Genomic DNA, 20709 nt, shown 5'->3' with positions numbered 1-20709 from the left:
ACATAAGAGTTCTTTTTCAGATTATTTTACTAATTTACCTAGTTTATAAACTTTATTTATATTAAATAGAGTATCTAAATTGTCTAGGGGATTTTCATCTAGTACAATAAAATCAGCAAACTTGTCTTCTTCTAAAGTACCATAATCTTTGTCTATGCCTAGAAGTTCTGATGCGGTTTTTGTGGAAGCAACAACAGCCTCCATTGGAGTCATTCCACCTTCTACCATTAGCTTCAATTCATAAGGTGCTTTATCATGAAAGTTGAAAGGAGTGCCAGCATCAGTACCCATAGCAATTTTAACCCCTGCTTCATGGGCTTTTCTAAAACTATCCATATGGCTTTCCATGACCATTTTAGCTTTTTTTACTGCAAATTCTGGTATACCAGATTCTGTCCCATTTTTTACTATGAAATATGGTGCAACTAAGGTTGGAACTAGATAAACCCCTCTTTTAACCATTAGTTCAATAACTTCATCATCTAAGAATATACCATGTTCGACAGAATCTATCCCGGCTAACACTGCATTTTTTATACCTTCTGTACCTTGAGCATGGGTAGCAGTTTTTTTACCAGCTTTATGAGCCTCATAGATAGCCGTCTCCATTTCCTCTTTAGAAAGTTGAGGTGAACCAGGTTCTACCCCAGGAGTCATAACCCCACCTGTAGCCATTATTTTAACAACATCTGCTCCTTTTTTCAATTGCTCTCTAGCAGCCTTCCTTAATTCATCTGGTCCATCTGCTTCTCTGCCCATTGGCCAACCATGGCCGCCGGTCATAGTTAGGCACTGGCATGCTACTAAGAACTCTGGACCTTCAACTAATCCTTCTTTTACCCCATTTCTTAAAGCCAAATCGATGCCATTGGGAGCACCTACATCTCTAAAATAGGTGGTCCCAGCTTTTAGATGCTTTTTTAGATTGGCTACCCCTCTAAGGGTGGTTTCTGCATCTGTTTCTTTTGATATTAAGGAGAAGGGATCTGCCACTGGATCCATGGTAATATGAACATGACAGTTGATTAAACCAGGCATAACGGTTTTCCCACTTAAATCCACCACCTGGGCATTATCTAAATCAGGGTGTTCATTACCTTGTCCGATTTTTAAAACCTTTTTATCTTCTACAAGAAACCAAGCCCTTTCCACTGGAGATTCTCCATTGCCATCAATTAATGTAAATCCTTTATATAAAGTTTTATTAGTCATTTTTGATTTCCTCCCTTATTTTATCGTTTCAATAAGTTTTATATGAGATTAACCATAAATCCTGCAAGTATTACCGATGATATAGTAACTGTTACAAAGCCTGCTACTAACATCTTAGGCAATACTTCATCTGAAATTATCTTCTTTTCATCGTCTGTTTCACCTACTGCATTAACAACTTCATTTGTCAATATATAAGTTCCAGGGAATCCGAATAATGCTGAGACTCCTATTGAAATTGCCATTTCTTTTGAATATCCTAATAATTTTCCAAGGATACTAGAGAATATAAATATTCCAATTAGCCCTAAAACTAAACTGGCTATTAATGGCCATATTAATGATCTAAGCATTTGTGGAGTAGCCATTGCAAGATTTCCAAAAGCAACAGCCATAAGCCCCACTATGGCTAGGCCAAATGAGTTTGCTTTAACCATGATATTTTCTTCAAGAAAACCTATTTCTCTGCCTATAATACCAAGTATTAGACACAAAACATTTGCATTGAGTATTCCATTGGTCAGTTCGGCTAATTTAAAACCTAACATAGCAACCAACCCAATTTTAGCTAATAAAACATAATTGGTTTGTAATTCTTTTGGTAAAGGTGGGATTAGTTTCTTTTTGGGCTCTTTTTCTTCATCAGAAGCAATTGCTACTTCTTCTAAAGCTTTAGATTCTTTCTCCATTTGATTATTCCTGTAGTTATTAACTAATCTTTTAGCTTCCTTGTTCAATAGTAAAGAAGCAACAGGTAGTCCAAAGAATCCTTGAATAACTACTAATAAAGTAGTAAAGACAGCAATGATTTCTAACCCTTTTGCCTTAGCTGCATCTCCCATTATTATGGCAGCTACAATACCGCCTGAAATTGGAGGTGCTGCTGATACGGCATAATCCCTTCCAATAATAGGGGTTCCTACAAAGAATAAGAATACTCCTATACCAACTACAGCCCCTACTGCAATTACTACAGTTTTCCATTGCTTTTTTAAATCTTCAAGGCTTAATAGAGTTCCCATATGTGTAATTAGAAAAGCAATCATTAAACTACCTAAACCTGTTAATCCTGCATCTTGAAAAATTGTTTCAGGTAAACCTACCCAAAAACCAACTAAAAGAATTACAGAAGAAACAAACATCATCGATAGAATTGATTTGGTCTTTGCAGATACAAAATCTCCAACTGCAAAAATGGAACAAACAACCGTCAGGGCTACTAAACTACTCATTCAAACATCCTCCTTATAAATTAGTTGATTTTTTAGATAAGTTCTGGCCAGACTTATATAAAATAAAAAACCCTCGTCTCTAAAACATAATCTAATGTTCTAGAGACGAGGGATATTCTCGCGGTACCACTCTAGTTTACAATTCACTCACGTGAATTGCCTCTTCAGGTCGAAGGTAAACACCTTGAACCCTAGCCATATAACGGTGGCACATCTACTATGTAGATTACCGGCTTCGTTTACTTGAAAATCTTTCAACTCTGCAGCTCTGGAGTGATCATTATATACTGTATTAACACCGAATCTCACCAACTTCGGCTCTCTGTAGTTAATTTTTCAGTATTTTTGTCTCCGTCAATACTTTTATACTTTTTAAATATTTAAACAACAGTATACTATCAAAAAAAATATTTGTCAACATAAATTTAAAAAAATTTTCATTATAAATAAGATTTTAATAAAAGATATGGTATAATATTTTATATAATATAGCAGTTTAGGGTTCAAGAACAAAAAATTATTTGGAATTTAAATAATTTGGGTAAGGAGATAGATTAATATGATAAAAATTATTATGGATAGCACATCTGATTTACCAGATAACATAATTGAAAAGTATGATATTGAGATTTTACCTCTTAGAGTCTATATCGATAACAAGGAGTATTTAGACAAGGTTACCATTAAAGTTGAGGATGTATATTGTGCTATGAGGAAGGGGATATATCCTAAAACTTCACTACCAAATCCAAAGGAAACCTATGAACTTTTTAAAAAGTATGCTTCAAATGGTATAGATTTTATTTATTATTCCTTTTCTTCTAAATTATCTAGCACATATGAAACTTCTTATCTCATTATACAGGAGCTTAGAAAAGAGTATCCAGATGTCAGGATGGAGATAATTGACACCAAAGCTGGTTCCTTTGCTACGGGACTAGTAGTTTTACAAGGTGCTAGATTAGCTAAGCAAGGTGCTAGTTTTGAGGATATAGTGAAAGCTTCTGAAGAACATATACAGCATATAGAACATGTTTTTACTATTAACGATTTAAGTTGGTTATTAAAGGGTGGAAGAATTAGTAAAAGTGGAGCAATCATTGGGAAAGCCCTGAATATTAAACCTATTTTAGATGTGCAAGAGGGTAAAATGGTAGTAATTAAGAAAATAAGAGGAAGGAAAAGAGCATTAAATGAATTAGTAAACCTTGTCCAACAAAGAATTAAAGAATTTCCCAACCAAATCATCGGCATAACCCACGCTGATGATTTAAAAACCGCTTTAGAGATTAAGGATATGATAACCAAAAAGATTGGAAATAATAACAATATATTAATAGAGAAAATAGGTAGTGTATTAGGCTCCCATTTAGGCATAGGTGGGGTTGGAGTATTTTTCTTTAACAAAAAAACTGAATCCTATATAGGCGAGGTACAATCCGTATAGTTATTACATAATATCAAAAGAACTCTTCCAAAGAGTTCTTTTCCATCTCCATGCACATAATAATCCTAGAAGAATAAATTGATAATATATGCTGAATAAGGAGGTTTTCATATGATAAGGGTACGAAGAATGTTTCCGGGAGGGAATACATCTCAAGGTTTTTATTCCTTCCATGATAATATAATGGGGCCAGATAGGAATAAATTGTATATATTGAAGGGTATGCCTGGTGGAGGGAAGTCTTCTTTGATGAAATATATTGCTGGAAGGGTTTTGAAAGAAGGATTTAGTGTAGAATATCACCACTGTCCATCAGATCCAGAATCAATAGATGGAATAGTCATTGAAGAATTAAACATTGGAATAGTAGACGGAACTGCTCCTCATGTAATAGATCCAATATATCCTGGCCTAACGGATAAATTAATCGATTTATCTCAGTTCATAGACGAGAAAAAACTATTAGATTTCAAGGATAAGATAATAAAGGCTAAATTAAATAATAAAAAAGCCTATGGAAAAGCTTTTGCTTATTTTAAGGCAGCTAAAATTGTCCATGAAATAATAGAAGAAAACAATAAAATTGGTGTAGATTTTAATGGAGTAAATATGGAGACTAAGCTGTTAATAGATAAAGTATTTTCTAAAAAAGAAGAAAAAAGAGATTTTGTCTTTAAAGAAAGGCATCTTTTTTCCAATGCAAATACACCGGAGGGTTTTGCAGATTATACGGAATCTATTTTGGAGGGAATTGATACTGTTTATTATTTAGAAGGGGAAATAGGCACAGGAAAGTCTACATTGTTAAATAGGCTAATAGAAGAAAGCAGAATTAGAGGTTATCCTATAGAAATATACCATAACTCTACTATACCTGAAAAAATAGAATCTTTAATAATTAATAACATAGATATATGCATTACTTCCAATAAATATGGAACAAAATACGCAGATAAAAAAATAGATTTAAATAGATATTTCCATGATAAGATAAAAAATGATGAAGACTATAAAACTTATGAATTACTGATAAAAAAAGCTACGGATAGCCTAGCTAATGCTAGTGAAAATCATCAAATATTGGAAAAGACATATAAACCTGTAGTAGATTATAGTGGAGTGAATAGGATTAAGGAAGAACTACTAAAGGAAATACTAGCGTATGTAGATTAAAGTTATTTTGTTTAAAAGAAGGATCTCCAAAAGTATGAGATCCTTCTTTATAAGTTTTCTACTACTTTATCATAAAAAGCTTTTAATGTTTTGTCTAGCATATTCATTGGACAAGCACCTTGTACGGTTTGAGGACTACCTCCTCCTCTGATTTTTATGTTCTGGGAAATTTCTTCTAGTATTTTTTTCATATTAACTTCTATATTTTGGCTTCGACTTATGATAAATTGCCCAGTATCCTTGCCTCTAATACCAAAAAAGGTAATTGTATTTTCTATTAAATTAATATAGGAAAGCATATTTTGCAGTTCTTTGAATTCCATATCCATAGATTTATTAAAGATGAGATTAATACCCTTTACCGTTTCCGATTTCCTTACTAAATCTGCTACTATATATTTATAGAGTTTTTCTCTTAATAGTCTGTTTTCCTTATCTAAATTTTCTTTAGCATCGTATAATTTCTCTACCCTATTATAAATATCCTTGTCCTTAGAAGACAATAGGTTGCTTATATCTTTTATTGATTTGCTTTTCCAAGTATAATCCTTTAAAGCCCTATTACCACAGACGAACTCGACTCGAATATTGCCTTTATAGGATTCCACCTTCCTTATTTTGATCATTCCAATCTCGCCAGTACTCCTTAAATGGGTACCACAGCAAGGGGAAAAGTCAATCCCATCTATTTCTACAATGCGAATACTAGAGTTTACTACAGGTTCTTTTCTAACAGGTAATTTTTCCATATCTTCTCTTTCTACGATATAAGATTTTATCAAAAAATTGGAAAAGATTATCTTATTTGCAAATTCCTCTATTTTTTCAATTTCCTCTTCATTTATTTTAGGAATATTGATATCAATATAGACATATTCTTTCCCAATATAGAAGCCGATGGTTTCGCCGTTAAATAGTTTATAAAAAACTGAAGATAAAAGATGTTGACCTGAATGCTGTTGCATATAATCAAACCTACTATTCCAATCTATGGATAATTGCACCTTATCGCTATGGATATTGTCTTTAACTACGTGGACAATATCTATTCCATCTTCATAGGTATCTAATACCTGTACTCCATTAATAGTTCCCTTATCCCCAGGTTGTCCACCAGCTAGATTTGGATAAAAGATAGTTTTATTAGTCTTAATATAATACTTGTTGTTCATATACTTTTTTTCTGTAATCCTAGCTTCAATTTGACGTAAATATGGATTTTCTAAATATATTTTTTCTGTCATCTTTATACCACCTATCTCCATTAAGTATTATATCTATTCTATCATTTTTTGACCAAAACTAACAACATTAATTCCATTTCCTATGCTATAATTTAAATGAGGATTTAGGTCAATACATATAATTAGAAAGGGAATAAACATGGACAGACAATATGCGGGTAGTATGTTTGTGTTATTAGGGATGATATTGATAATTTGGTCTCTAAATAGAATGAATAGGAATAAAAAGGATTGATAATATGAGAAGACCTTTTGTCCTTTTTACTATTCCTATTGTGCTAGGTATAATATTCTATTATTATTTCCACACAAACATCTACTTAATTCTAGCTTTGTTTTTATTGACTTTAATTATTAACATAATTGGAGTAAAACTTGGTGAAAGGGTATCAATTGCTGTCTTTGTATCCCTGTTTTTACTAGGCATATTGATAACCGGTATTAAAATGGAGGGCAGTAGATTGGCCAAACATGTAGAAAGGCCTATAGAATTAATGGGAAGTGTAAAGGAGGTAAAATCTGTTTCAAAGGGAGCAGGTAGATATGTAATCAAAGTACATAAAGCAATGGATAACGGGAGAAAGATAAAAGTCTCAGAAAAAGCTTTGTTAAAAGTTTTAGGGGAAGAAGAATTGGAAATTGGTAGTAAAGTAAAATTTAGGGGAGTATTAAAGGAGCCTTTACCTAATACCAATCCAAGATTGTTTAATTATAAACTAAATTTGTTAGCCGATAATATATATACTACAATAACCATAAAGGATTATTCGATAACAGGTATAGAAAAGGAGAATATAAATTTTCTACTAAGGCTTAGAAAGGGTTTTATCAATAAGGTAGAAGAAGGATTAGACCTTTACTTGTCGGAAGAGAATAGTTCCTTAATGAAATCCATACTACTAGGGAAATACTCCTATTTAGATGAGGAGACTATCCAACAATTTAGAGATTTAGGGCTAGCTCATATATTAGCCGTATCTGGGTTACATATTGGAATTATAGCTAGCCTTGTTACCACATTACTTGCCTACTCGGGAATGAATAGAAAATTTAATATAAGTTTGGCTATTGGAATTCTGTGGATATATGGGTTTATAATTGGTAATCCTGTGTCTGTTCTTAGGGCTAATATAATGTTTACTATATTATTGATTTCCCAACTAGGAGCAGAGCCCTATGACTCAATAAATACCATGTTTTTTGCATCGTTTATATTGATTATAATTAACCCCTTTTGGATATTTAACCTTGGATTCCAATTGTCCTTTATAGCTACCTTCTCTATCCTTTATTTTACAGAGAAAATTAGTGCCATATTGTATTTGAATGACAATAGTATTTTGAAATCTCTATTAGGAATACTATCGGTCCAAATTGGGTTATTACCAATTTTAGTCTATTATTTTAATAGGATTCCTACCATTGGTTTGATGGCAAATTTAGTTTTAATACCTATATTTACTATTTGTTTAATTCTTAGTATATTTTTAATATTTTTTTCTTTATTCGGCAGCAGTATAGCCTATTCCATTGGGGTTTTGGTAAATTTTTTGTTGAAGGCGCAATTTAACAGTATAAAAATATTAAGTTATTTTCCTATTTTAAACATTAAGGCACCTTCCCCGTCTATATTTGGAATACTTATATATTATGTAATGGTTTTAATATTGTTTGGGGTTATAAATATTAGAAAATTTAATATTAGGGTTAATAAGGCTATAATCTTTTATCTTTTATTTATAATACTTGTAAATGCTCTTCTTTTCAATTTAGATTCTAGTTTGGCTGTTAATTTTGTAGATGTAGGACAAGGGGATAGTATTTTATTAAAAACTAAAGAAGGATATTATTTAATAGATACTGGTGGAAATATATTTGGAGATTTTGATATAGGTAAAAGTATTCTTCTACCTTATTTGGAGAAAGAGGGAATATTTAAATTAAAAGGAGTTTTCATATCCCATTTTGATGCTGATCATTGTAAAAATTTGCCTTATTTGATTGATAATATTAAAATTGAAAATATATACTTTGGATATGAAAGGGAAGAAAATGATTTATATAGGCAGATTGTGGGTAAGGCTTTGAAAAAAGAGATCCCTATTCGGGTTTTGAAAAAAGGAGATAAACTTAAACTAGATGAAGATATAAATATTTATGTAATCGGGCCCAGTGATAATATACTAACTAACCCAAATACAACAGACAATGATTTGTCTTTGGTTTTATTATTAAACTATTACGATTACAATATTCTATTTACAGGAGATATTGAAAGGTTAGGAGAAGAAAATGTACAAGATAGTTTAAATAGGGATATTGACTTTTTAAAAGTACCCCATCATGGGAGCAATACTTCTTCTGGCGAGAATTTTTTATATAGTTTAAATCCTAATATTGGTTTTGCTTCTGTAGGCAGGAATAATAGCTTTGGACATCCACACAAGGAAGTCCTAGATAGGTACAAAACACATAATGTTGAAGTATATAGAACTGATGAATTGGGATTGATAAATCTCACTTTAAATAAATATGGATATAAAATAGTACCTTTTTTGAGAGATAAATGGAGTATAATAGATATTGTACAGGACTACAGTTCATATATCATATATTTAATTTTTTACTTTTTTCTGTCCTATAAGATGGCAATAGAATTTCTACTAATTGAGGAGGAGATGGCTAAAATTGAATTACAAGGAATTTATTAAGAAATCGAAAAATAATGAATTAAAACCTGTATATCTATTTTATGGTGAAGAAGAATATCTTATTGATTATACCGTGAACGTTTTAAAGGAAATATATATAGATAGCTCCTTTGAGGCTCTTAACTACATAGTATTAGATGGGAAAGAAATAGATTTTGAAGCTATTCTTAATGCCTGCGAAACTCTACCCTTTATGTCGGAGAAAAAAATTGTAATCATTAAGGATTTTCCCCTATTTAAAAACAAAAAGGGAGAAGAGGATATTTCAGAAAGGTGGCGCCTTCCACCTTCTAAAAACCCATTGATGGAATATGTAGAAGAATTGGAGGATTATCTATGTCTTCTATTTGTTGAAAAAAACAATAATATTAAAAAATCGAATGCACTATATAAGGCTATAAATAAGGCAGGTGGTGTAGTTGAGTTTACAAAATTAAAGGGTAAGGATTTAGATACTTGGGTTGAAAATAGTTTCAAAAAATATAATAAAAAAATATCTAAATCTAATATAAATTATTTTATTCAACAATCTTCTTATTTCGATTCCAATCGCAGTAAGACATTGTATGATTTAGAAAATGAAATTGGTAAAATTTCAAATTATTTAACCAATGGTGAAGAAGTCACAAGGGAAATTATAGATTTATTAATGACTAAACCTTTGGAGATGAATGTATTTAATTTGCTAAATAGTATAAGTCAAAAAGATGGTGAAAATGCTATAAGATTATTTAATGAAATGTATATGTCCAACGAACCAGCCTTATTTATACTCCATATGATAGTTAGGCAATTGAGAAATATGTTGAATTATAAGGTATTAAGATTTAAGGGTTATTCTGAAGGGGATACCTATAGCAAGATGGGTCTATCCAGGTATGAATACCAGAAAGTATCTCAACAGAGCAATAATTTTACAATACCTCAATTGGAAAGGGCCATGCTTTATTGTTTAGAAGGGGATAAGACTATAAAAACAACCTCTATAGAAGATAGATTGGCTATGGAAATATTGATAACAAATTTATGCTTTAAAATCTAAGCAAACAAAAAAACTTCGGGATTGCCGAAGTTTTATCTTTATACAGCTTCGCTCATTTTTCTATTTAATCTCTTAGTTAAAACGCTAACTCTTCTTGCAGCAGCATTTTTATGAACCACATTTCTACACGCTGCTTTCTTTAACTTTTTATCTATAATTTTAAGTAATTCCTTAGCTTCATCAAAATTTCCATTATCAACAGCTAGATCAAATTTCTTAATATAGGTTTTAATCTCTGATTTTCTACTTTTGTTTATAGCAGTTCTGTTTCTAGTTGTTCGGATTCTTTTTTCTGCAGATTTAATATTTGCCAATACTTTCACCTCCTCTGTTCTTAACAAGAGATATTTTACCATGAAGAAGGATAAATTGCAAGGAAAATTAAGCTTATTATACATAAAATTAAGCTATTGAAGAAAAATAATACTAATAAAAAGAAAGGAGGAATTTGTAATGATAGAAATAAGAACAGATTTGGCAATAGAGAATAGAGAGATGTATCAGGAGCAAAATGAAGGAGAAGTACCTGGGGTGGAGGTAGAGGAGGAAAGGGGGGAGGGTTATACTGTAACTAGGGTAAAGATATTAGATGAAAGGGGTTCAACGTATTTAGGTAAACCTAAAGGTGTTTATATTACCATTGATGTGCCCAAATTAAAAAATGCTGATCAGGACTTAAAGGATGAAATAAGTAAGCTCTTAGCAAAGGAGATAAAAGGAATAGGCATAACTGATGAAGATACAAAGACTTTGATTGTAGGATTAGGTAATTGGAATGTAACTCCAGATGCTTTAGGTCCTAAGGTTGTGGACCGGGTTTTGGTTACAAGACAGTTTTTTATTGCTTATAATAAGGATAGGGATGAAACAGTAGCTAATGTTGCAGCTATTTCTCCTGGAGTAATGGGGTTAACAGGAATTGAAACAGGGGAAATAGTAAAGGGGATAGTGGAAAAGACTAATCCAGATTTGGTTGTAGCCATAGATGCATTAGCTTCTAGAAGGATGGAGAGAGTGAGCACCACCATTCAAATATCGGATACGGGAATAAATCCAGGGTCTGGTATAGGCAATAAGCGAATAGGATTAAATGAAGAATATTTAGGAGTTCCTGTAGTGGCTATAGGGGTTCCAACGGTTGTAGATGCAGCTACAATGGTAAATGACACTATGGATTTGATCATAGGCTCAATGAAAAGCGTAGCAAAGGTGGGAACGGAGTTTTATTCAACCCTTGAACAGGTATCCAGTGAAGAAAAGTATGATTTAATAAAAGAAGTACTGGAGCCTTTTATGCCAAATGTAGTGGTAACACCAAAAGAAATTGATTCAATTATAGATGATTTGTCAATAATAATTGGAAATGGATTAAATATAGCTCTCCACCATGGCATAGATTTACAAGATGTGAATAGATATATTAGTTAAAACCTCTCTAAAACAGTTATCATATCTGGGATTTCAATTGAATATAATCTATGTATTGAATACTAAATTTAAGGAGTGTTTTTATGAGGGGAAAGGACAGTAGAAATAACTATATTATATTTGCATTAATATGCCTCATAGTATTCAACATAGGTACAATGCTAATTAATTGGAAGGAGGATAAAGCCGAACCAGTTTTTAGTGAAGAAAAATCATATTTTGAAGATGGCAGTGCTTTTATTTCCCTTTTTAGTAGAACAAGCTCCATAATTAACCTCTATAAAATCCATCAATATAAGGGAAATAGTTGGAATGAGACCTTTTATAAAAGCCTATCCCCAGTCCATGGGCTAAAGGAATTTTTAAAAGCTCAATTCCCATCTATATTGTTTATGGGCAATGATTCCAAATCTGATGGTGAAACAGAAGAAAGGGATATAGAGAATAATCCAACATTAGTCGAGGATTTTATAATAATAGATAGACTAGAAGAATATGAAGATTTAATAATTATTAATGATTCTAAGGGGGATATATCTGTTTCAAATGTGCCCAAACCTTTGAATATTAACCCATTGAAAATAGATAGGGAAAAGCCATATATACTTATATACCATACTCATGGTACAGAATCTTATTCCTCCCTGGATACTAATCTACATCATACTACTGATAAAAAACTTAATGTAATTACTATTGGCGAAATTATTTCTAAAACACTGGAGGAGAATGGACATAAAGTAGAACATGTGATTAAATATCATGACGTACCTTCTTATAACAAATCCTACACCGAATCTTTAAAAACTGTAAATGAAAAAATAAAAGATAATAACAATTTTAAGATATTGTTAGATATTCATAGGGATGGGCATGATCATAATGATCCTAAAGTCATTAAAAATATGAAAAATCTAATAGAAAAGTTTAAGATAGATATAGATGGAAAAAAGGCTGCCACCTTCTATTTTGTAATAGGGCCAGATTCACCAAATAAAGAGGCGGTGTTAAGCTTTGCTAAATATATTAAGGCAGTAACGGATACTTTATATCCTAATCTTTGTACGGGTATTATGATAAAACCAGTGGGCAAATATAACCAATTCCTTTCAGATTATTCGGCTTTAATAGAAGTTGGAAGTAATTTAAATACAATGGAAGAGGCCATGGAAACAGCTAGGATTTTGGGAGAAATACTGAGCATAGTTGTAGAAAATATTCAAGAATAAAACTTTTTTTTAATTTTAAAAAATGCTATAATAAGAATACATTTGGAAGAGGAGGAATTGAGATGGAAGAAGACAACAATAAAGTTGCAAAAAACGAAGCTCTAGAATGGATTAAGAGTATATTATTAGCTATAGTAATAGCTATATTGATAAAGACTTTTATATTCAATACAACTTATGTATTAGGAAATTCGATGTATCCAACTTTATATGAAAGAGATAGACTGTTCGCAAACAAATTACCTTTATATTTTTCAGGACCAAAAAGGGGTGAAATTGTAGTTTTAAAAGCTCCCGATGCTTCTAATAAAGATTATATAAAAAGGGTAATTGGCATTGGAGGAGATACAGTAGCTATAATCGATGGCAAAGTATATTTAAATGGAAATGTATTAGAAGAAGATTATATAGAAGAAGGATCTTATACTCATATATACGGAGAAAATTACTGGGAAGTTCCTAAAGGATACGTTTTTGTATTGGGAGATAATAGAGATGAGGGGGCTAGCAAAGATAGTAGGTATTTTGGTTGTGTTCCTTTAGATTCCATAAAGGGGATAACAAACTTTAGATATTTTCCCTTCAACCATCGATTTGGAAAATTAGAATAGTATAAAACCAATCATTTTTAGGTAAAATAACTAGGGTGGTACATTTGGATACTAGAGTTGAGAAGAGAAAACGATTAAAGCAAGAAAAAAGAAAAAAAATTTTCAAATCATTCATTATTATCCTAATATTACTTATGCTTTATTATGGAATAAAGGTAGTAAATACGAATATTATTTACTTAGATTATTTGAAAAATCCAATTATATTTAAACTAGATTTAAAGGAAAGAAAGCTATATCTATTTGGTGAAAGCTATTTAATTGATTTGAAAATCTTTAAAAAAAGTCCTTAAAAAAAGACCAGGATATCTTGGTCTTTTGTTTTACTTATATCTATTTTTCTGTTATAATTATAGCTTAGAGTTATTGTAACATCTTAAGGAGGAAAGATATGCAGAATGTTAAGCAAACCAATATTAGGAATTTTTCTATTATTGCCCATATCGATCATGGAAAATCCACCCTTGCCGATAGATTAATAGAAAAAACCGGATTGTTAACGTCTAGAGAGATGCAAGACCAAATCCTAGATAGTATGGATTTAGAGAGGGAAAGAGGCATAACTATAAAACTAAAAAATGTAAGGCTTAACTATAAGGCTAAAGACGGAGAAGAATATGTTTTAAATCTAATTGATACACCAGGTCACGTAGATTTTAACTACGAGGTATCTAGATCACTAGCAGCATGTGAAGGGGCTCTATTAATAATAGACGCTACTCAAGGGATTGAAGCCCAAACCCTTGCAAATGTATATTTGGCTTTAGAACAAGATTTAGAGATTGTACCCATAATCAATAAGATTGATCTACCTAGTGCTAGACCAGAGGAAGTAAAAAAAGAAATAGAAGATGTTATTGGTATAGAAGCTGAGGAGGCACCCTTAATATCTGCTAAAGAGGGTTTGAATATAGAAGCCGTTTTAGAGGAAATAGTAAATAAAATTCCAGCTCCAAAGGGGGAAAAAAAGGCACCTTTAAAAGCATTAATTTTTGACTCCTATTACGATAGCTATAAAGGGGTAGTGGCTTATATTAGAGTGTTTGAAGGCGTACTTAAACCTGGTATGGAGATAAGGATGATGTCCTCTAATAAACATTATGAGGTAACGGAAGTAGGAGTAACGACTTCCAAACAAGGACCTGTAGATCAATTGGAGGCTGGAGATGTAGGCTATGTTGTAGCTAGCATAAAAAATGTTAAAGATGCAAGGGTAGGAGATACTATAACAGACCATAATAATCCAACGGATAGTCCTTTGTCAGGATATAAAAAGGTAGTTCCTATGGTATATTGTGGAATTTATCCCGCCGAAGGAGAGGATTTTAACTCCGTCAGGGATGCCCTTGAAAAATTACAAGTAAACGATGCTAGTCTAATTTTTGAGCCAGAAACTTCTGCTGCATTAGGATTTGGATTTAGATGTGGTTTCTTAGGATTACTTCATATGGAAATAATACAAGAGAGACTGGAGAGGGAATTCGATTTAAATATTGTAACCACTGCTCCCAGCGTAATATATAAAGTTATGACCGAGTCAGGGGAAATGTTATCCATACAGAATCCTACCAATTTACCTCATGAAACTGAAATAGAATATATGGAAGAGCCTATTGTATCTGCCTCTATTATGACTCCAACGGATTATGTTGGTGCTGTAATGGAACTTTGCCAGAATAGACGTGGCACATTTATAAATATGGAATATTTAGAAGAAACGAGAGTGGTAATGCATTATGATCTACCTTTAAATGAGGTAATATACGATTTTTTTGATGCCTTAAAATCTAGAACAAGGGGTTATGCCTCTTTAGATTATGAACTTAAAGGCTATGAAGAATCTGAACTGGTTAAATTAGATATATTAATTAATGGGGAATTAGTAGATGCCTTTTCAATAATAGTTCATAAGGATAAGGCTTATGAAAGAGGTAGAAGTATTGCTGAAAGGTTAAAAGATGAAATACCTCGCCATCAATTTGCTGTACCTATACAAGCTGTAATAGGTTCAAAAATAATTGCTAGAGAGACTGTACGAGCTCTTAGAAAAGACGTATTGGCTAAATGTTATGGTGGAGATATTACTAGGAAGAAGAAACTATTGGAGAAACAAAAAGAAGGAAAGAAGAGGATGAGACAGATCGGTTCCGTAGAAGTGCCTCAGGAAGCTTTTCTAGCTGTACTAAAATATGATGAGAAATAAGAATGCACACTGAAGTGTGCATTAAATTTATCCATTTTCAGAGAGGAAGATTTAATTGAAGGATTTAGGAATATATATTCACATTCCCTTTTGTAATAGCAAATGTTATTATTGTGATTTTGTATCATTTCCCCATAAAGACGATAGAATAGATGAATATATAGAATATTTGCTAGGAGAAATAAAGGAATATAAAGAATTATTGAAAGAGTATATTGTCAAAACCATTTTTATTGGTGGTGGCACCCCTTCCTATATAGGAGGACAGCATATTGGAAGAATACTAGAGTATATCTATAAGAATTTTAACGTTGAAGCATTAGAAGAAGTAACAATAGAAACTAATCCTGGAACTTTAAATAGGGAAAAATTGAAATTATATAAAGAGTATGGTATTAATAGAATTAGTATAGGCGTTCAAAGTTTAAATGATAATCTTTTAAAAAATATTGGTAGGGTCCATACTTCTGTGGATTTTTACAGGAATTTTGATTTAATAAGAAATTTGAATTTCAAAAATGTTAATGTAGATTTAATGTTTGGATTGCCTAATCAAACTATGGAAGACTGTAAAGAAACATTGGAAAAAATAACAAAATTGGATATAGAACATATTTCTTATTATAGCTTAATATTAGAGGAAAATACTTTAATGGATAAATGGTATAAAGAAGGAAAAATAAGATTGGCTGAAGAGGAAATGGAAAGGGACATGTACCACTTTGGAATAAACTTTCTTAAAGACCAAGGCTATAAACATTATGAAATATCTAATTTTGCTAAAGATGGGCTAGAGTGCAAACACAATCTATTTTATTGGCAATTAAAACCCTATATAGGGTTTGGATTGGCCGCCCATTCAAATTTAAAAGACAAAAGGTATTGGAATTATAGTAATTTTAAGGATTATTATAACAGTTTAGATGAAAATAGATTCCCAATTGATGGGGAAGAAACTATTAATAGGGAAATGGCTATAGCAGAATATCTAATAATGGGGCTAAGATTAATAGAAGGTGTAAATAAAAATGATTTTTTTAATAGATTTAAAATAAAAGTGGAGGATTTATATGAAGAACTGCTAATAAAATATAAGGAGCAGGGTTTGTTGTATATAGATGATGAATGGATAAGGTTTACTCCAAAAGGTTTAGATCTGTCTAATATTGTTTATGTGGATATATTACCTTAATATTTTAAAAAGGTATTGACAATTGACTTATATTTATGATAATTTAAGATTAGCACTCAAGGCTATAGAGTGCTAACAAACATCCAAAACATAAATATTGAGGTGATAAATATGTTGGATGATAGAAAAATAAAGGTTTTATATGCTGTAATAGATAGCTATTTATTAACAGCTGAACCTATTGGCTCAAGAACCATATCTAAACAATATGATTTAGGTGTAAGTTCTGCTACCATAAGGAATGAGATGTCGGATTTAGAAGATTTAGGATATTTAAACAAACCCCATACTTCATCGGGCAGAGTCCCATCAGATAAAGCCTATAGATTATATGTAGATCAGATATTAAAGGCCAAGAAATTGAAAATAGATATGAACAAAAAGGAAGAGATAAAAAGAATACTTACTAGGGAATCTAACGAGATAGACCAACTAATCCAAAATACTGCTAAGATATTGTCGGCAATTACTAGTTATACTGCATTGGCTATATCACCTCAAATAAAGAAAATTAAATTGAAACATATTCAACTAATACCTATTGATCCTAGTGAAATACTGGTAGTGCTAGTGGGAGATTCAGGTATTATTAAGAATACCATATTTAGGATTGAACAGGAGATACCAGGAGACCAATTAAATAGAATATCCAACTTCCTTAGCCATAAATTAAAAGGGCTTACTATTGATGATATAGGAAAAGCAATGGATAATGGAATATTTGAGGAAATGTATGAATTTAAGGAGATCATAGATAGTATCATACCTATAATCAATAAATCCTTAGAAGATATAGATGATGTTGAAGTATATGCAGATGGGGTTACTAAGATTTTCAATTTCCCTGAGTACAAGGATCTGGACAAAGCTAGATCTTTTATATCCTTTATAGAAGATAAGGAACTATTAGTAGATATACTTTTGAACGATTCCTTGGAAAATGGAATAGAAATTACCATAGGGGATGAAAATATATATGACCCAATAAAGGATTGCAGTTTAATAACTACTACTTATAAATTGGGTGATCTGACCATTGGTAAAATTGGGGTAATTGGGCCCACAAGAATGGATTATTTTACTACAATAAATTCATTGAAGTTGTTTTCAATGAACTTAACGGAAATATTTAATATGTTACTAGGCAAGAGATAGAGTGTAATTAAATTTACACTCTATCAAAACTTAAAATGGGTATAAAGGGTGATTAAATGGAAAGAAAAGAAGAAATAGAAAAAGAAAAATTGGAAGAAGATACGGTGGAAAAACAAGATACCACCGGTGAGGATGAACTGAAGGATGAAAAGCCTGAAGGAGCTCAAGAAAAGGATCATGAAGTACAGGAGCTGACTAACCAGCTCCTGAGGCTCCAAGCGGATTTTATCAATTTCAAAAATCGGGTTGAAAAGGATAAGGAAAAAATTTATACTTATGCAGCAGAGGAGATTGTAACTCAACTATTACCTGTACTAGATAACTTTGAAAGGGCTTTAGAAAGTGTGGAAGAGGAAGACAGTTTCTATCAAGGTGTAAAAATGATATATGACCAGATATTGAAGGTACTTAATGGAAATGGTCTTAAGGAAATTAAATGCCTAGGAGAAAGATTTGACCCTAATTTTCATCATGCCGTTTTTGCAGAAGAAGTTGAGGATAAAGAAGAAGGAACTATATTAGAAGTATTACAAAAAGGATATTTGTTAAATGATAAGGTTATCAGACCTAGTATGGTTAAAGTAGCTAAGTAAATAATTTTAAGGAGGAATTTATATGGGAAAAATAATTGGTATCGATTTAGGAACCACTAACTCATGTGTAGCTGTAATGGAAGGTGGAGAACCTATTATTATTCCTAATGCAGAGGGGAATAGAACGACTCCATCAGTAGTAGCTTTCACTAAGGATGGAGAAAGGCTAGTTGGAGAAACTGCAAAAAGACAAGCGATCACAAATCCAGACAGGACCATAACTTCCATTAAAAGGGAGATGGGTAAGGATTATAAAAAGAACATAGATGGTAAGGATTACACTCCTCAAGATATATCAGCTATGGTATTACAGAAGATCAAGATGGATGTGGAAAACTATCTAGGAGAAACTATAACAGATGCTGTAATTACTGTACCAGCATATTTTACCGATAGCCAAAGACAAGCGACTAAGGATGCGGGCAGGATTGCTGGGTTAAATGTAAAAAGGATTATCAACGAGCCTACAGCTGCGGCCCTTGCCTATGGATTAGATAAAGGAGAAGGTCAACATAAGATAATGGTCTTTGACCTAGGGGGTGGAACCTTTGACGTTTCCATTTTAGAAATAGGAGATGGAGTATTTGAAGTATTAGCTACTAGGGGGAACAATCATCTAGGTGGAGACGATTTTGACCAGGCAATAATTGATTATATTGCAGAAAAGTTTAAAAAGGAAAATGGTGTAGATCTAAGACAGGATAGCATGTCGTTGCAAAGATTAAAGGAAGCGGCAGAAAAGGCTAAAAAAGAACTTTCCACTACCATGACATCTAATATCAATTTACCTTTTGTAACTGCTACTGCTTCAGGTCCATTACATTTGAATATGGATATTACTAGAGCAAAATTTGAAGAATTAACTTCTCATTTAGTGGAAAAAACCCTTGAACCAATAAGGTTAGCTTTAAAAGATGCTGGTCTTTCTGCAGGAGAAATAGAAAAAGTATTGCTTGTAGGGGGTTCAACAAGAATACCTGCGGTACAAGAAGCGGTTAAAAAACTAATAGAGAAGGAACCACAAAAGGATATAAACCCTGATGAATGTGTTGCTATTGGAGCCGCAATACAAGGGGGAGTTTTAAGTGGAGAGGTTAAGGATTTACTTTTATTAGACGTAACCCCATTGTCTTTAGGTATAGAGACTTTAGGTGGAGTTACAACCAGATTAATTGAGAGAAACACCACTATTCCAACAAAGAAATCTCAAACTTTCACTACTGCTGCAGATAATCAAACTTCTGTAGATATTCATGTTCTACAGGGTGAAAGGCAAATGGCTAGTGATAATATAACTTTAGGAAGATTTCAATTAACTGGAATTCCACCTGCACCAAGGGGAGTACCTCAAATAGAAGTAACCTTTGATATAGATGCCAACGGTATTGTTAATGTAAGTGCTAAGGATTTAGGCACAGGAAAGGAACAAAGAATTACCATTACTGCATCAACTAATCTATCGGATGAAGAAATTGAAAAAAAGGTGAAAGAAGCCGAAAAGTTTGCTGAAGAAGATAAGAAGAAGAAGGAAGAAATAGAAGTTAGAAATAATGCTGACTCTATGGTTTATCAGACAGAAAAAACATTAAAGGATCTAGAAGGAAAAATTTCCGATAGCGAGAAATCAAAAGTTGAAGAGAAACTAAATGAACTGAAAAAGGCATTAGAAGGAGATAATATAGAGGAGATTAAGAAGAAAACTGAAGAATTGACTCAAGAATTCTATAATATATCCCAAAAAATGTATGGGCAGGCTCAAGGACAGGGAACTGAACCTGGAACTGCAGATCATACTGCGGAGGACGATGTAGTAGATGCAGATTATGAAGTTATGGATGATGATGAATAAATATTATAGAAATCAAAGCTAAATCTATTGGATTTAGCTTTGATTTTTGATAAACTATGATAGGAGTAAATTAAAGGTTGGTGATATTGGTTGAAAGATTACTATGAAATACTCAACGTATCAAAAGATGCCAGTCAAGATGAAATAAAATCTTCTTTTAGAAGGTTCACACGAAAATGATTTAGTTAGTAGGCTCCTCTTTAATAGATCCCACCTTCTTCTTTACTTCTTATGAATAATCTATCCCTTGTTTTTTGAGCAATAAAATGCCCGGGAGGCCCTTTTAGGGTTTCCCCAAGCTACTTATATATGCTTTATGTACAATTTTTAGGTGATTTTAGGTGAAACAATTAAGCAATTAGAGGTTCAACCATATATCCTCGTTTTT

The 20709-nt window shown here is 32.1% G+C and carries 18 protein-coding genes and 1 other annotated feature; of the genes, 14 read left to right on the top strand and 4 right to left on the bottom strand.

Translation table 11 applies throughout. From position 1 onward, the window contains the following. Window positions 1–21: 21 nt before the first annotated feature. Window positions 22–1212, bottom strand: a complete 1191-nt coding sequence (locus tag CUL_RS0110105) for a metal-dependent hydrolase family protein (protein WP_005587876.1) — start codon at window positions 1210–1212, stop codon at window positions 22–24. A gap of 38 nt (window positions 1213–1250) precedes the next feature. Beyond that, entirely contained in the window at window positions 1251–2444 is a 1194-nt protein-coding gene (locus CUL_RS0110100; RefSeq protein WP_025641505.1) for a membrane protein, read from the bottom strand. Between the two features lie 98 nt (window positions 2445–2542). Beyond that, window positions 2543–2811, bottom strand: a binding site (T-box leader). A 192-nt stretch (window positions 2812–3003) separates the two neighbouring features. On the opposite strand from CUL_RS0110100, the gene CUL_RS0110095 reads away from it, so the two are divergent. Together CUL_RS0110095 and CUL_RS0110090 are read left to right on the top strand one after the other, a co-directional pair. Next, window positions 3004–3891 carry a DegV family protein gene (locus tag CUL_RS0110095; RefSeq protein ID WP_005587878.1) on the top strand — a complete coding sequence of 296 codons (888 nt, stop codon included), beginning with the start codon at window positions 3004–3006 and terminating at the stop codon, window positions 3889–3891. 111 nt (window positions 3892–4002) lie between these two features. Next, window positions 4003–5064: a hypothetical protein gene (locus CUL_RS0110090; RefSeq protein WP_005587879.1), complete on the top strand. Its 1062-nt coding sequence runs from the start codon at window positions 4003–4005 to the stop codon at window positions 5062–5064. A 47-nt stretch (window positions 5065–5111) separates the two neighbouring features. Here CUL_RS0110090 and CUL_RS0110085 read toward each other — a convergent pair whose 3' ends face one another. After that, a complete protein-coding gene (locus tag CUL_RS0110085; protein WP_025641502.1) occupies window positions 5112–6308 on the bottom strand; it encodes an alanyl-tRNA editing protein in 1197 nt (398 codons plus the stop codon). Window positions 6309–6547: 239 nt separating this feature from the next. Between CUL_RS0110085 and CUL_RS0110080 the strand changes: the two genes are divergently transcribed. Both CUL_RS0110080 and holA read left to right on the top strand, forming a co-directional pair. After that, window positions 6548–9019 (top strand): DNA internalization-related competence protein ComEC/Rec2, encoded by a 2472-nt coding sequence (locus CUL_RS0110080; protein WP_005587881.1) that lies wholly within the window; start codon window positions 6548–6550, stop codon window positions 9017–9019. Continuing rightward, window positions 8997–10061, top strand: coding sequence for a DNA polymerase III subunit delta (gene holA / locus CUL_RS0110075; RefSeq protein WP_025641499.1), 1065 nt, complete (start codon window positions 8997–8999; stop codon window positions 10059–10061). The genes CUL_RS0110080 and holA overlap by 23 nt, the downstream gene beginning before the upstream one ends. Before the next feature lie 38 nt (window positions 10062–10099). On the opposite strand, the gene rpsT is transcribed toward holA, so the two are convergent. Further along, window positions 10100–10375 carry a 30S ribosomal protein S20 gene (gene rpsT, locus CUL_RS0110070; RefSeq protein ID WP_005587883.1) on the bottom strand — a complete coding sequence of 92 codons (276 nt, stop codon included), beginning with the start codon at window positions 10373–10375 and terminating at the stop codon, window positions 10100–10102. Between the two features lie 139 nt (window positions 10376–10514). Between rpsT and gpr the strand changes: the two genes are divergently transcribed. From gpr to CUL_RS20190, 10 genes are all read left to right on the top strand, one after another. Next, a complete protein-coding gene (gpr, locus tag CUL_RS0110065) occupies window positions 10515–11489 on the top strand; it encodes a GPR endopeptidase (protein WP_005587884.1) in 975 nt (324 codons plus the stop codon). Between the two features lie 83 nt (window positions 11490–11572). Continuing rightward, complete coding sequence (gene spoIIP, locus CUL_RS0110060) at window positions 11573–12718, top strand: stage II sporulation protein P (protein ID WP_025641497.1); 1146 nt, start codon at window positions 11573–11575, stop codon at window positions 12716–12718. A gap of 62 nt (window positions 12719–12780) precedes the next feature. Then, entirely contained in the window at window positions 12781–13329 is a 549-nt protein-coding gene (lepB, locus tag CUL_RS0110055; RefSeq protein ID WP_005587885.1) for a signal peptidase I, read from the top strand. A 44-nt stretch (window positions 13330–13373) separates the two neighbouring features. Continuing rightward, the gene (locus tag CUL_RS0110050) at window positions 13374–13622 is read left to right on the top strand and encodes a hypothetical protein (RefSeq protein ID WP_005587886.1); all 249 of its coding nucleotides are present in this window, start codon (window positions 13374–13376) and stop codon (window positions 13620–13622) included. A 98-nt stretch (window positions 13623–13720) separates the two neighbouring features. Then, on the top strand, window positions 13721–15532 hold the full coding sequence (lepA, locus tag CUL_RS0110045) for a translation elongation factor 4 (protein WP_005587887.1): 1812 nt from the start codon (window positions 13721–13723) through the stop codon (window positions 15530–15532). 55 nt (window positions 15533–15587) lie between these two features. After that, on the top strand, window positions 15588–16724 hold the full coding sequence (gene hemW, locus CUL_RS0110040) for a radical SAM family heme chaperone HemW (protein ID WP_025641493.1): 1137 nt from the start codon (window positions 15588–15590) through the stop codon (window positions 16722–16724). A gap of 111 nt (window positions 16725–16835) precedes the next feature. Further along, window positions 16836–17879, top strand: a complete 1044-nt coding sequence (gene hrcA / locus CUL_RS0110035; RefSeq protein ID WP_005587691.1) for a heat-inducible transcriptional repressor HrcA — start codon at window positions 16836–16838, stop codon at window positions 17877–17879. A gap of 56 nt (window positions 17880–17935) precedes the next feature. Further along, window positions 17936–18472, top strand: a complete 537-nt coding sequence (grpE, locus tag CUL_RS17150) for a nucleotide exchange factor GrpE (RefSeq protein WP_035143052.1) — start codon at window positions 17936–17938, stop codon at window positions 18470–18472. A gap of 22 nt (window positions 18473–18494) precedes the next feature. Further along, a complete protein-coding gene (gene dnaK / locus CUL_RS0110025; RefSeq protein WP_005587689.1) occupies window positions 18495–20321 on the top strand; it encodes a molecular chaperone DnaK in 1827 nt (608 codons plus the stop codon). A gap of 90 nt (window positions 20322–20411) precedes the next feature. Next, window positions 20412–20501, top strand: a complete 90-nt coding sequence (locus CUL_RS20190) for a DnaJ domain-containing protein (protein WP_081722827.1) — start codon at window positions 20412–20414, stop codon at window positions 20499–20501. Window positions 20502–20709: the final 208 nt, after the last annotated feature.

The organism is [Clostridium] ultunense DSM 10521, from assembly GCF_000511955.1.
GTDB classification, from domain to species: domain Bacteria; phylum Bacillota; class Clostridia; order Tissierellales; family Tepidimicrobiaceae; genus Schnuerera; species Schnuerera ultunensis.
Note: the sequence above shows the minus strand (reverse complement) of the source record. Positions and strands in the feature narration are given on the sequence as shown.